Origin of the sequence: Paenibacillus sp. HWE-109 (genome assembly GCF_022163125.1) — a bacterium.
Taxonomy (GTDB): Bacteria; Bacillota; Bacilli; order Paenibacillales; family NBRC-103111; genus Paenibacillus_E.
The window spans coordinates 2,799,267-2,814,546 of the sequence record NZ_CP091881.1 but is presented as its reverse complement, the minus strand read 5'-3'; the positions used below and the strand labels follow the sequence as shown (position 1 = coordinate 2,814,546).

At 45.4% G+C, this 15,280-nt stretch carries 8 protein-coding genes; all 8 read right to left on the bottom strand.

Annotated features, from left to right (window positions below):
* Positions 1-92: 92 nt before the first annotated feature.
* A complete protein-coding gene (locus LOZ80_RS11440) occupies positions 93-5,951 on the bottom strand; it encodes an OmpL47-type beta-barrel domain-containing protein (protein ID WP_238171552.1) in 5,859 nt (1,952 codons plus the stop codon).
* A gap of 228 nt (positions 5,952-6,179) precedes the next feature.
* Positions 6,180-7,046, bottom strand: coding sequence for a carbohydrate ABC transporter permease (locus tag LOZ80_RS11435; RefSeq protein ID WP_238171551.1), 867 nt, complete (start codon positions 7,044-7,046; stop codon positions 6,180-6,182).
* Between the two features lie 15 nt (positions 7,047-7,061).
* Positions 7,062-7,970 (bottom strand): ABC transporter permease, encoded by a 909-nt coding sequence (locus tag LOZ80_RS11430; protein WP_238171550.1) that lies wholly within the window; start codon positions 7,968-7,970, stop codon positions 7,062-7,064.
* 79 nt (positions 7,971-8,049) lie between these two features.
* The gene (locus LOZ80_RS11425; protein ID WP_238171549.1) at positions 8,050-9,501 is read right to left on the bottom strand and encodes an extracellular solute-binding protein; all 1,452 of its coding nucleotides are present in this window, start codon (positions 9,499-9,501) and stop codon (positions 8,050-8,052) included.
* A 319-nt stretch (positions 9,502-9,820) separates the two neighbouring features.
* A complete protein-coding gene (locus LOZ80_RS11420) occupies positions 9,821-12,139 on the bottom strand; it encodes a helix-turn-helix domain-containing protein (RefSeq protein WP_238171548.1) in 2,319 nt (772 codons plus the stop codon).
* A 136-nt stretch (positions 12,140-12,275) separates the two neighbouring features.
* Positions 12,276-13,451, bottom strand: coding sequence for an amidohydrolase (locus LOZ80_RS11415; RefSeq protein WP_238171547.1), 1,176 nt, complete (start codon positions 13,449-13,451; stop codon positions 12,276-12,278).
* Positions 13,448-14,275 carry a GNAT family N-acetyltransferase gene (locus LOZ80_RS11410; RefSeq protein ID WP_238171546.1) on the bottom strand — a complete coding sequence of 276 codons (828 nt, stop codon included), beginning with the start codon at positions 14,273-14,275 and terminating at the stop codon, positions 13,448-13,450. The genes LOZ80_RS11415 and LOZ80_RS11410 overlap by 4 nt, the downstream gene beginning before the upstream one ends.
* Before the next feature lie 28 nt (positions 14,276-14,303).
* Positions 14,304-15,257 carry a carbon-nitrogen hydrolase family protein gene (locus tag LOZ80_RS11405; protein WP_238171545.1) on the bottom strand — a complete coding sequence of 318 codons (954 nt, stop codon included), beginning with the start codon at positions 15,255-15,257 and terminating at the stop codon, positions 14,304-14,306.
* Between the last annotated feature and the right edge of the window lie 23 nt (positions 15,258-15,280).

Sequence of the window (15,280 nt, the reverse complement as noted above, 5' to 3'; positions counted from 1 at the left end):
TATCTCATGTACATGCTGGCAAATATCAGCTATTAAAGGTATCACAAGAACTCTCAAGATCAAATGATCTTGAGAGTTTGAATGATGCATACTCACAGCTGAAATAGTATCGTTGGACTTGTTGCGATGTTATTTACGCTTTCCTTGTGAGTTCCTCCATATGTCACACTAAACGTATAGGAACCAGACAACAATTCCTTGTTAATCTCTCCGTTGTTTGTAGTTCCGAAAGGCCTCCAGCTTCCTGCATAATAGCTCACTATGCCGCCTCCCATTGAATTCCCTTGGCTATCCTTCAGCTGCACCTTAACGTTGATTGTTTGGAAGACAACCAAAGGGTCAGTTCCAATATTTTGTACCTTTTCGTTGTGCGTTCCTTCATAAGTCATGTTAAACGTATAGGAGCCAGGCAATAATTCCTTGTTGATCTCACCGCTGTTTGTAGTTCCAATGGCCCGCCAGCTTCCAGCATAGTAGCTTGCGCTGCCAACATCCAGTGGATTCCCTTGACTATCCTTCAATTGCAGCTTGACTTTAACTGTCTGGAACACAATGACGGCGTCGGCTTCCGTATTCTGTACCTTTTCCTTATGCGTTCCTTCATAAGTCATGTCAAACGTATAGGAGCCAGGCAATAATTCCTTGCTAATCTCACCGCCGCTTGTAGTTCCGATAGCCCGCCAGCTCCCTGCATAATAGCTCGCACTGCCGCCATCCAGCGGATTCCCCTGGCTATCCTTCAATTGCAGATTGACTTTAACCGTCTGGAACACAACCACAGCGTCGGTTCCAGTATTCTGTACCTTCTCCTTGATCGTGCCTTCATATTTCATGGAGAAAGTGTAGCTTTTATTTGGCAAAGCTTTACTTACTGATCCGGAGGCATCCGTTATGCCAAAATCCTTCCATCCTCCGTCGTAATAACTGACTTCCCCTCCACGGAGTGGATTTCCGCTGCTGTCTTTGAGTTGTACCTTAACAGCTGTCGACGACAGTGTAAAGCCAACCATTTGCGGAGTCTCAATATTCCCTGCTTGATCCGTTGACTTATAACTCAAGCTGACCTGCCCTTGCTTATCAAACGTGACCAGCGCCGCATAAAGCTGCCAGGTAGTCCCGTTATCCAGACTGTACTCGGTTTTGGCTACACCCGATGAACTATCGCTGCTATTCAAGTTAACCGTGACAGGACCTGCGTACGTCCCGTTCGGTCCATCCGGCTGCAAAGGCGATACGCTTGCTGTAGTAACTGGAGCTATTTTATCGATATTACTTACTACATAACTAGCTTCATTGGATACGTTGCCTGCGGCATCGGCGGCTCTTGCATACAAGGTGTTATTGTCCGAAACGGCGATAGGACTTGTGTATGCTGTCCATGCACCGCCAGAGCCTAGTTTATATTGTTTCACTGCTGCGTTAGTTGGATAGCCGATCGTTACGGTGACGTCCGTGTTGGTCGACGTTGTCTTATCTGCAGTAAAGGTAGGATCAGACGACTGGGATTTGACCAAGCCTATCCAGTCCAAATTCATCGCCCCCATTACGTCCCACATTTTAAGTTCAACAGGTCCCGCCGGCAGATTCGTTCCGGAATGTATAGTCGACGCTCTCCAGTATTCCGGCTTCGTCCCCCAGTCCGTCGTAGTCGGCGCTTCTGCAGAATAGAATTGAGAGCCTAGTTTAATCAATCGCGTCGTAATTCCGTTGGTTAAATCCCAACCACCTACATATTTCATCACGATATCGTATTTACCAGCTTCAGGAACATTCAGCATCCATGAAATACTTTGACCGGGGTTGCTCCATCCTGTGACGCCTTTCCCCCCTGATAAAAACGGACGTGTGCTGTAAATGGATAATGCTCCACCGTCGGAATCACTGAAGCTTTCGGCTTCCGCAAAAACATCCAGGCCGCTCTTCACGGTATCGTAATCGGCCGTAGCGTCGGCTGGTGTTTTGGCTCCCGAGCCAGCGCTGCGCAGCTTCAGGGTTCCGCTTTGGTTAGGCACAATGATCTTCGCACTCGCTCCTAAGAACATGACTGGCTTCACGCCGCCGATTGCCTCGAAGATAAGGCCACTAGGAGCTTCAAGAACTTCGTACAGGCCAGCGGTATTGGTCAATGCTCCCCATGCGGCAACACCCCCGTTTCCGTTGCCGTAGGCTGACAACGTTACCGTTGATGCCACACCGTTAATCTCAACCGGCAAGGAAACTGCGGCCATTGGAGCCGGTGCCGGGACATTGCTCAATCGAAGCTGATGCTGACCCGGTTCAACATTTACTGTTAATGTGCTGGCAGATGCAACCCAATGGACACCGCGTGCATAAACGGCTGCCGTCACGCTGCCACCTTGCGGAATGCTGCGGTACGATTCATCAAGCATAGTTGTAATACCAGGCTTTTGCAGGCTCACTTGCGTTGCCTTCGTACCGGTGATGGACAGCTCGTCACCCGATAGTGCGATTGTTGCCGGTTGTGCGCTGCTGATCAGAGTTACTTCGTTCTTGATCAACTGGGTCCCGCCAACTAGCAGAATGGAATCTCCTTTTACAGTAGCAGCAATCCCTTCGAACTGTATGCTGCCGGTATCGACGACACCGCTTTGCGCCTTGCGAACGTAAACATCCGTTCCATCGTTAAAATGCAGCTTCCGGTATGTGCTGTATTCTTCGCTTACAATATTCTCCGGAGTGGACTCCTTACTGTAGGGTACATACGTGGAGACGATCGTCGCATAATCCGTTTTTGGAGTTGTAAACCCGGCATGAACCCGTGTAAGACCTATATATAAATTATTTGCAGTTGGAGGCAGTTCTTCGTCATTAACGCCGAGATACTTGTCTGTGATCGACGCCGTCAGATTCGGATAGTACAGTCTCACTTTCATCGCAGCCTTGTTTTTGACGATCGTCGCGCCACTCTGATCCGCATCCAACGTCATCTGCTTGTCGGCGTGCAGCCAATATTCGAAGCTGGAACCGCCAGGCTCCCGGGTTTTCAAATTATCGACGACCACGAATGCGCCTGGCTTCACATAAATGATGCTGCGCTGAGCCTGATCCAGGCCGATTTTGCTTGAATCGATGTTGTAGGCCGCTGTGGCGTCACCCACCGCAGCGTCGAAATCCTTGTTGGTCGCGAAGCCTGTGATTTGTCCCGAGGCTTTCATATCCCAATTTGTTTGTCCTTTTTTGCCATCGTACGTAATCGCATTTTTGGCAAACGTTTGTTTGGCATATTTCGAATGATGATTATTCCCGAAAGAATCATAAAATCCGCCGTCTACCGCAAGCTCCTCGCCGAATGCGTTGATGATGATCCCGTTTTGATCCGCATGGCTATGATTATAGCTGCCGAAAGGACTGGATCTGAAATAGAGTGATATTCGCTTCGGATCATACAGACTGGAATGCATGGCTACCGAACCGATGGTATCGAAATATTTGGCCGTCGGCATCTCTACAGGGGGGCGCGCTATCAAGCTGCTGTCGGCATATAGATAGCTGACCCAGTCACTAGGATCGTACGTATTCATCTGAGCATACCACTGCATCACCGGATTTTGGAGCATCTGTGCGTTTCGCGTAATACTTTCAGAGGAATAAGATCTATCCATTTCGTTGATAGAGTCGCCGAATTCGCCCGATTTCTGGCCGACCGGGAACATGTAGAACGGGAACCAGGACTCGTTGCGTGAAAATGCCTTTTGATAAGCATTAAAGTCTGTCGCTGCATAGAGTACATCCATGAACAACTTGTTGCTGAGTGTAGAATATTGCCAATAGCCGATTCCATTGCCCCAGCCGCCGTCTTCTCCTCCCCATGGCGGCAGTAGATTAATGTAAGTAGGAACGATCTTATTGAACCATTCCTGTGCTTTCGCCGAAGTGACGGTACCGTTGACGTTGATGTCGTCATGCAGGAGGGACATAGCAATGATGCCTAAGTAACCATACACAGTCCAGCCATGGGAATCGTAGGGCTTTGTAGTGATTGGCAAATCATCGTATAGAACATCGTCAGCAATCGTTTGGGCTCTGTCCATAATCATCGTTAAAGCTGTCATTTTATCTTGTGGGTTAAGACGGTCGTAGATCCAGTCATAGGCCATGGCGCTTTGCAATGCGATATCCCGATGGATCTGGTCATTGACCGCATAGGAAGTTGGACCTACCTTTGTTCTCCAAGTTGAGAGATTCAGCAGCCTCGCTTTCGCGTAGTCCCCGTATGCAGCATTACCGGTGATCAAATAAACGAAAGCGGCATTCATCATTTTACTCGTTTCCGCGCCTTGTAGAGCACGTGCTGTTTTGGTATCTATCGGATCCATCGGTTCAGCCGTCAATGCTGTGTCGGTCAAATTGACTTTCGAGAAAACTTTATCATAGGTTAACTTGCCGTCACCATCTTTCCTCGAACGAAATGTACTTAAATTGGAAGGATTCGTCAGGATACGCGGATGAGAGGTCGACACGCTATTCATCAGCTGTGAAACAGGCGGCACCGGGAACGGTACGGCATTCGCATCGATACGGAATTTGCGAATATCACTCCAATTCGACCAGCCTGCCGGTTTATGAAACCTTACCCTCCAGAAGTACGATTGACCTGCCACAAATGGTTGCGGGAAATTATAGTAGTTGATAGCGATATCGTTCTTTTGGTAGACGATATTATTGAACGTGTTATCATTTGCCACTTGCAACTCATACAAATCCCCGCCTGCTATGAATGGCCAGCCGAAATCTGGTGGATTCTGAGTCGTTACGAAATCATTGCCCGGTTGAAAGTGCCTTGTTTCGGACGGTTCGAGTACAGTTGGCCATATAAGCGTTCCTGCCGGTGGCGTTGACGATGGCGTTGGCGTGACTGTCGGCGTAGGAGTCGGTCCCGGGGTTGCATCGGATGCCGTCAACGATGCTTGATCGAAATATACATCGGCTTTCCCTACGCCAGGCGTAGACAATTCCATCTGTACATCGGTCGTACCGGCAGGTGGTACAGCCGATAAAGATAAGGTTTCCCAGCTGCCCGTGATTGTTGACTGCGCTTCCATATATGGTTGGCCAGCGGACCCGATAAAGTGCATAATCAGAATCCCGTTGCCCGACAGCACATTGGTTTTCACGGTTGCCGTGTACGTTTTGTTGGACACAACAGGAATCGTCGGACTTTTTACACTATATGCGTCAGTTGTCGGGCTATCAGAGATGTGCAGCGACTTCCAACCGTGAGCCACATAGACCGCTGTGGTGACCGCAGTGATGCTGGATGACAACCCATGGTCAATGGCGGTCCATCCCGTTGGCCTTGAACCCGACGTTGCTTCAAAGCTCGGATTGACGAGCAGCTCGGTTGTCTTAAACGATACGTCGTCCAAATAAGCAGTGCCAGTGCCAGCGCCGTTATTGGCGAAGCTCGGAATGACAAGAACAATCTGTATATTCACAGTACTGGATGGCGGTGTATCGCTAACCTCAATCGTCTGCCAGTCCGCAGCGGGCAATTTGTTTGCAACTTTTTGCGTGAAAGCATTGTTTTTATCGAAATAACGGACAAGCATGGAAACTCCGCCATCCACAATTTTCGCTTTGACGCTGGCTTGGTAGGAGGTTCCCGGGGAATAGGGCATCATCGGACTTACGATTCCCGCTCCTGCAGTTGACGTAGTGTCCGTGAGCTTCACACTGCGTATCCCTCCCGTAGCCTGGTCGGTAACCGACACTACGGATATGCCCGTTGTATTTTCGAATATCGTCCAGCTTGAAGGCATGTTTCCAGACACCTGTTCAAATCCGGGATTGACGAGCAGCTCAGGTCCCAGGACCGGGTTACTGCCGGCCGCGCTGGCGAATTGAAAAGAAAACAAATTCAGAATCAGACTAATTCCCAATACGAATACAAGACATGTAGAAATTTTGCGCTGCCAATAACGATTGACCAAATTGATTCGCCTCCTACTTTTTCAAATTGCCGTCTCGATACGTTTGCTACTTCCTTCCACTTCTAAGTTAGACTAGTGAAACCCATATAATGAATGCGCTTTCAATTATCCCCTCCTTTCACGTCCATGAATGCAACAAACCGCCGCTAGATCAATCAACTGAACGGCAGAATGTTTATCTTTTTTAGAATCTTCATGGCTGTTTCATTACAAACCGGAACATCTCACTCAGCCTTTTACGGAGCCAATCAAGGCACCTTTAACAAAGTGCTTCTGAATAAAAGGATATACCAACAGAATTGGCAGTGTGCTAACGAGAATAACCGTATACTTCAGCGATTCCAATACGAGCGTCTTATTCCCGATGGCAGAACTTACGGTATTTTCTTCGACTTGACCTATCAGGACGATATTCCGAACCGCTACCTGGAGCGGGAACAAGTTTGGATCCCGTAAATAGAGAAGCGCGGAGAAGAAGTTGCCCCAAATCGCCACAGCGTAGAATAACGAGATCGTCATCATCACGGGCTTCGTTAAAGGGAGAACGATTCTTAGCAGGATGCCAAAATTGGATAACCCATCTATTCTACCGGACTCCTCGAGCTCTCGAGGAATTCCTTGAAAAAATGTGCGCATGATGATCAGGTAATAGGAAGACACTAGTCCTGGCAACACCATTGCCCATATCGTATTCAACAAACCATAACTGCGTATAACGAGATAAGTTGGAATCATGCCGCCGTTGAACAGCATAGTGAATACGATCATCAACATAAACGTTTTACCGAATACTAGATTTTTTCTGGACAATGCATAGGCTCCCATCGTTGTGAATATCAGCGAGAGCGTAGTTCCTAGCACCACATAAATGATTGTATTTTTGTAGCCAACGAGAATACGTTTGTCCCTTAGAACAGCCGTATATGCATCAAATTTGATACCTTTGGGCCATAGAGTAATTTCATTTTTAAGTACATACTCCGAAGAACTTATGGAAACCGCTGCCATATGGATGAAAGGAAACAGCATGGAGCAAACGACGATTCCCATCAATAGAACATTAACAATATCGAAAAGACGAATACGCTTATTCATACAATAGATTCTCCCTTACCATAAGCTGGTTTCCCCTACTCTGCGGCTAATCTTATTGCTTATATAAACAAGCAGGAAACCGATGACACCCATGAATAAATCGATCGCCGTAGCATAGCTAAATCCACCTTGTATAATACCTACACGGTACACATATGTGGCGATAACGTCCGAAGTGTCGTAAGTAGCTGCATTGGATAGCAGAAATACCTTTTCAAAACCAATTTCCAGTACATGACCGATCTGCAAGATGAACAGGATAACAATAGCCGGCGCAATCCCCGGCAATGATACATGCAAGGTTTGCTTCCACCTGCCTGCGCCATCCATTTTTGACGCCTCATACAGTTGTGGGTCAATTGTGGTTAAGGCCGCTAGATAGATAATGGAGCCCCAGCCAACCTGCTGCCATACTTCTGAGCTGATGTAGATCGTACGAAACCAATCTGCCTTCTGTAAAAAATCGATAGTCGGGAGCCCGAGCCCTTGCATCGCATGGCTGACCCAACCCGTGCTCGGGGATAATAGCATGACAATCATGCTAGAAACCACTACACTGGACAAAAAATGGGGAAGATAGCTAACCGTCTGTACGAATCGTTTGTATATTGAACTCCTAAGCTCATTAAGCAAAAGGGCTAGAATGATCGGTGCAGGAAATCCAAAAAAGAGATTATATCCCCCAAGGAGAATCGTATTTTTGATAATGACTAAGGCATCACGGTTTTCCAAGAATATCTTGTAATGTTTAAATCCAACCCATGGACTCGCCAAAAATCCCTTGAACATATTGTAATCAAGGAAAGATATACTAATGCCGAACATAGGAACATACTTAAACAGGATGTAATAGATCAACACAGGTGCCAGCAGAAGCACATAGGTCTGATCACGCTTCAACTGCTTGAAGATGGATAGCTTCATACGGTGTCTCCTTCCAAAAAGAAATGGATAGGGCTGGAGGCTCATCAACCTGATTGTCAGCCCTATCATCTTCATGCAATTACTTCTTCACTTTAATCCGATCCAACCCAACCTGATAGGTATCTATGATTTTCTGCACTCCGAGCTTATTCAAATCACTAATAAATGTGTCCCATTGCGTCATTGGTGTTTGTCCCAGAATAAATTTAGCTACGGATGTCTCATAGAATTTGGTCACCTTTTCCTGATCTACCGCGATCGCAGCTCTCTCTTCTTCTTTTAGTATAGGCAGGATGGGAACAACAGGGTATTGATATTTCTCTGCCTCTTTGTAGGAATATTGTTCATTCTCACTTCTGAGCGACATCACGGCATTAGCATCGGCTATTCCGTAAGTGCCTGCTGTCATAATACCCGCTTCTTTGGCCAGGTCAACAACTTCTTTGAATTGCGGCATAAACTTCCGTTTACCGTTTTCGATTGTATAGGTTTCTCCTTCTTTACCCCAACTAAGGATATCCTTTCCTTCTTTGGAATAGATAAAATCGAGGAAACGCAGTGCAGCATCCAAGTTTTTCGTTTTTGAGTATACGGCAAATCCTAAAACATCGAAATCAGCTTTGGGAATGTATGCTTTGCTGCCAGCTCCAAGCGGCGGCGGCATAAACTTCAAATGAGCGCCATTCTGAAGCTGATTGTTCATGATTTCAATTTGTGGGATATATTGAATTGTGATGAACGACTTGTTCGTCGTTATAAATTGTGTCCATGCCTTATAGTCCATAGAGAGCCAGTCTGGTGGGATTAGCCCTTCCTTGTAAAATTTATTCAAATATTCAATCATCGTTTTGAAAGCCGGATCGTTCACCCCATACTTGAACTTACCCGTATCCTTTTCCTCGAAAAACGTCGGATACAAACCAAATGACGGACCAAAAGCACCTAGGGTATTCAATCCATGGCGGAAAACAAACGGATAGCTGTCCGGGTATAGCTGTTTCAGTTTCTTCGCTGTCTCATATAATTCTTCCCACGTTTTCGGCTCGTTCAAAGAGTGCTTCTTGAAGATATCATCCCTATAAAACCAGACCCTCATGTTTCCTGCACCTGCACCATCGTTGAGCAATTCGTACTTTTCCCCTCCTGGTGACGTCAGTCTTTGGGCGACATCAGGTCTGGAGGCTAAAAATGCTTTCGCATTAGGCATTTTGTCCATATATTTAGACAAGTCGAGGAAAGCACCCTGGGCTCCATACTTCTGAGCTTCTTCAGGATAAACAGAGTACAGGTCAGGCATATCTCCCGATGCGATCGAAAGCGCTACTGACTCCGGTCCTGTTTGCGTCTCCTGCAAGATCGTGATATTCGTCTTCTCCTTCACCCATTTCCATACAGCCCAATCTTTCTTAGCCGGCCATGACGGTGAATTTTCCGTTAAAATACGAAGACTTGCTACTTCTGGCAATTTGACCTTAGTTAATTCACTTGGTTCAGGTGATTCCACTTTCAATTCCGTTTTGCTTCCATTCATGGAACAACCTGCAATGATAACGAGTATAAGGACTACTATTATCAACATAAAATTACTTTTCGTTATTCGCTTCAAGTTAAATCCACCCGCCCTTATTATATTGTTGTATTTCCCAATCACTCACGAAATCCGTTTCAATCGCTGCACCTCCTCTTGATAGCGTCATCTTAAGCCATTGATAGCTGTTAGGTAAATGTACAGAACTGTTGAGCCTGCAACTACTTTACGGTTTTCTTAAAATAAGCCCAGCTTTCGCAAAATCGCCCATTACATGGATTCCGCAGTATGAGGTTTTCATACAAATGAAAAAAAAGTCCCTCTACGGAACTTTTTTTTCAGAAGCGGAATCGTACTTTTTCCGGTATTCACTTGGCGTTAACCCCGTATATTTCTTGAACATTCGATTAAATGACGTAATATTTTGGTATCCAACTGCCTGCGCTGCCTCAAGAATTTTAGTTTGATTATCGGCTAGAAGACTTGTCGCTTTCGTGATTCGAGTTTCATTAATATAGTCTACGATATTCTTACCGGTTTTCCCCTTGAAATAGGAGGACAAGTATCCACTGCTCATCTTTACCTTTTCCGCCAGTAGATCCAAATATAAATCTTCAGCTAAGTGCTCGTTAATATAATCAATAACAAAAGATGTAACCGGGTACTTTTCTTCTTTTTTTTCCTGAACGGCTTCTGCTGTCTTCGTCACCCATTCAATTAGCAGAAGCTCCAGTTCCCTGATCGTGCAGCAACGTTGTATTCGTTCTACTGCTTTCTCAAGAATTGCATCCAATCCGTCCGGAGCAAGAGGAAAAGGCGTTGTCGCATTCTGGATCTTGCCGATCAGCGATTCGGCAAACCGCATCATCACAGCCGCCGACAGTCTTTTACTGTGCCATCGAGCAAATAAATGCTCCAGAAGTGCAACTAGCTGCTGGGTATTGCCTGCTTTCAAATGAACTTCAAACTCCTTTTCCTGATCAGGGGAAAAGCCGACCGCAACTTGTGCCGCAGCACGCTTATGTATAATTTGTGTTTCGTCGATTAATAGACGTTCTCCCAACAGTTCTTGGACTTCCTCATAAGCCGCAGACAATTGATCCGAAGTCAAATAAACCGATGTGATCGCAATCGTAATGACACCGTATTCCTTATCGTGATCGAAGACCTCTTTCATTTGACTAAGCAGTTCCATTAAGTCAGGCACTTGTTTGGTGAACACTAAACTTAAAATCTGATCACGTTCGATTTGAAACGTCAGAGAGTCAGCAAATGTTGGTCTTAACTTGCTATCTATAAATATCTTAATATAATACAACCATTTCTGGACTAAAGCTTGCGTATTCAAATCACTTTTGTAATGTTGGATTTGAAAAAGCACAAAGACGAACGGCTTGTTAGTAAAATCGAGTTTCATGGTATCGTGATCATGATTTCGAATTTCTTTTAAATGGTTTATAAATGACATCTGCTTGCGCATCATTGTATGATCATGAATTTCACCACTGATAATATCAAATTCCTTGATATTCGACCGGTAGGGAACTTCGTCGTTCATATGACGTATCGATTCGATCACTTTCTTCAACGGGTTATTGATTCGTGCAGCAAACAGGAAAGAGAACAGGATGCTGAGTGTAATCGCTGTCACAATAATCACAATAAGTGTAATATTCAATCGTGTTTGACTTACAATTTGTTCAACAGGCACCCGGTAGACATACGTTAAACCAGTACCCTCTCCTTTTATCAGAAAATAATACTTTTTATCCTTAATGAACTCACTGCTTCCGTATTTCTGCAGATCTTCAAAGGCAATGAAAGGCCCCTGTTCCGCTACCTTGAAAATGGTCTTTCCGTCCTCGTCATATATGATAAAGTCATTATAGATACTTTGATGAAACGCATTGTATATTTTATTAGCATCAATAAAAACGATCATATACAAATCCTGATTTTCTTTGTTTTTGATAATGATCGGAATTAACTCGCCAAGCAACTGTGGGCTAGTGCGATACATCGTATTCGAAAAATGGGCAGATGGCAAGATCCGACTCATATAAGGTTCTTTGAACTGCTGCCTCCAGAAGTCCAATGGATATTCACTGCTCGTATTAAATACGTTGAACATCATACCAGCATTCGTACTTGTCGCCTTCTCCAGAACCAGTTCTTCACGCTTTGAATATAAAACAATATTATTGATAAACAGATAGGGATTGCTAGTCCATGTTCGAATTTCCTCCACAATGTCGGGGAGCTTTTCGTATTGTGGGCTATCTTTCAGCTGTTGAATTTCTTTATTGATAAAAAACAGATACATTTGCCGTTTGATGAGATCCAAGTGTTTTTCATAGCTGTCCCTTGTGTTGTTAAGCATCATCGTGTTGTATTTAACAATTTCCTGCTTAATATTTTTTTGGGAAATCGAGATGGCGTAGAACGTAAGGGAAGCCAGCAGAAGAACAATACATAAAAAACCCACAACCAGCCGTAGGAAGAGGGAATTTGATTTGTTCCTGATAAAAAGGATCGACTGAATATTTTTGATTGAACCTCCCCACCTTTTCATGAATATCTGTTTTACAATATCGAGCTTAAGTACTTGTATTTTATCAAACAAGTTAAATAGTGTAAACAAAATCGCACATTCCCGTCAAACGGTTCCACAAATCTGGCAGCAAAACAAAATAGCGGGCCATGAGGCCCGCTTGTTATATGAATGAGAGAATGGATAGATACTCATTTATGGAGATAGAGCACGAGAGTGGCTCCATTTAATTAGATAAACCTGAGTTTATCCTAACTACAGATAAGGCCAAGAGCCCTGCGCCAATCTCCAATGCATCTAAATTAAATTGCATCTGCGGATGATGCAGTCCGGGAAGTAATCCGCAACCGAGGCCGATCATGGTGGCGTGAAGCTCTGGCTTGTGTAAGGGATAAAAGTGAAAATCTTCCCCACCTGGCGTCAACGGAGGCTGAGCCAAACTGGCATCTCCAAGGAACTCTGATATTACATCTCCAATCAGAGTTTCAAGATAGAGATCAGGACTTGCAGCCACCATACGGGACGCCATTTGAAGCTCCATTGAGATACCGTATGCCCTGCCAACTGAGTGAACAGCAGCTTCTAACTTAGGAAGTAAAGCGTCCATAGCAACATTCGTCTGTGCGCGTATATCAATGGTGAAGGTTCCAAAGTCAGGTATTATATTGCTGCTTCCATTTGGAACATGAAGCTTAGTCACTTTACAGGAAGCCGGGACAGCAGCATAATCTGTCGAGACAGCACGAACAGCCTGTATGATGTCTGCCAATACCTCAATCACGTTTAATCCGTCACTTGGTCGGGAAGCATGGGCCTGAGCGCCTGTGACCTTCCCTTCCATAACGGCACAAGCCCCATGATAGATGGCGCTGGAGGCTTGTCCATATGGAAGCTCCTTTGCCGGCCTCAAATGGATCCCTAATAAATAGTCTACGTCCTCTAGACTACCTGCTTCAAGCAGCTTGAGCGCACCTTCCCCAGCTTCCTCGGCAGGTTGAAACAACACCCGCAGTTCCCCGGCAGGCTTAAACCCAATTGCTTGTAATACCTTAAGTGCGAACAATACCATGGTCATATGTGCATCATGACCACAAGAATGATTCGCTCTGCCTACTCCATCCACTTGCTGCCATAGAGCGTCGATATCCGTACGAAGCGCTATTGTTGAGCCTTTCTTCTCATCATCAAGCGATGAGATCTTACTTCCATACCAACGAGCTACAAGGCCAGTATGAGTAGAGAAACCCTCGAACTCTACCTCCATCTCATCTAAAACTTGCTGCAAATATCGAGTCGTCTGATGCTCCTGCCAGCTTGTTTCCGCTAAATCATGCAATTCTTCATAGGTCATCTTCAACTCTTGGCGATGTGCGTGGAGCCATGCCACTATCGCTTCTTTCATACTTTCATTTCAAGCACGTAGTCTTGAACCTCAGGTTTCGATTGATGGCAAGATACAACTTGGTAACCATGTGCAAAAGCTGACGTGGATAGCTCTCGAAATTGCCGCTGCCAAACCTTATACAGATCAGGTTGTGTTTGCCTTAACTTAGACGCTGCCTGTGGGACTGGTAACCTCAGTCCATGTGAATTGCCTATCTTAGACTTTGCTGCCATATCCACAAGACCTGTCACCTTACCATCTGTATATTCGAATTCCAGAAGTTGAGGATAATCAGTCGAGTCACCATTCAATTGGTGCTGCCTATTGATTGCGCGTACCACACGATCTGAGGACAACATCCACTCCACAAGGAAGCGATCCGTTGGGTAACCGGCAGGATCGCTTCCATAGAAATCGGGTATATAGGTAGACACCGTCCCACCAAGTTTGCAAATATTCAGGTAAGCATTCCTTGATTCAAAGGGATCGAAGGTCCATACGATTTTGCTGAGTCCAGCGTGCATCGCCCATAACCGCTGCTCTAGCTTCAAACGCATACCTATTCCTCTGTCCCGATAAGCAGGATGGATAGCCATCATGTGTGAACCCACGTAAGGGTTTTTGCCGTCATAGCCAATGAAGCCATAACAGAATCCAACGAGAGCCTCTTTACAGAATGCTCCAATCACCGCTCCTCCGTGTAGAATCGCTGCACGCATATGCTGCATGGAGGAGACCGGATCGGGTCCCCACACCATTTTCTGCAGCTCAACAACCTCGCCAAGCTCTCTAACTTCCGTAACTATACGATATTGAACGCTATCGTCATGAGCATGTGTCAAACTGTTCCCCTCCTTGTCGAGCCCGTCATTACGGCTCCAAATGACCGCTCTTGAAGCGATCAGCCCGTGATCTTATCCAATAATCATCCAATAATTCCAGGTTGAATTCTTGCACAATATCCTGAATCGTGAACGCCTCGCTTTCGCTTGAGATCACGAACGCATTCAGTCGGGTAGGATCACTGATTAGAACATTCGAGCCGTACTTCTGTTTCACCAACTCGAGCTTTTCCCAGTTATAATCATAATGAACGACCGCACAATCCATATTCACAGTCCTTGTCACAAAGGGATAAAAGAGCGTACTTTCCCCGACAACTTCACCTACAGGGTTAAGAATGGAACAAGGATCGGGACGCCATATTGCACCCGCGAAATGTGCCCTGCATGTGTAAGCCCAATAGGATTGCATCAAGCCCCCATGGTAAGCTGAAGAAAACACGATCAAATCAGGCTTTTGCTTCACATATTGCTCTAACAATTCATTAAAATTAATATCAAAGCAGACCATGCAAGCAACACGGCCAAAATCAGTCTCAATAACTTGAGCTTCTTTACCGTATAACGTGCTGGACGTTGACTTCTGTCTAATCGTAATATGATTCTTGTTATAAACACCACAAATAACTCCAGAACGATCAATAAACTGGGTAGCATTACGGAAGGTACCATCTTGCATCTCCACCATAGCTGAATAAGCAATATAACACCGATGAGTTTTCGCAATCCCGGCGAAGAAATCGAGGATCCGATTCCCTCGATAGCGATAAAATTCGTACAACCATTCTGGACTCGTGGCATTAATCTGCGGATCATCACAACACTCAGGCAATACGATTAGATCAGGCTGTTCCGGCAGGACATGCTGCAGCTGCTTTTCCCATTTTGCTATCATTTGAAGAACAACGCCTTCCAAACCCTGTCCAGAATCAACCTCTTTATTTGGAGGTGCTAAGCAGCTTATTTTCACATACTTGGACATGCCAATACTCTCCCCTCTGTACT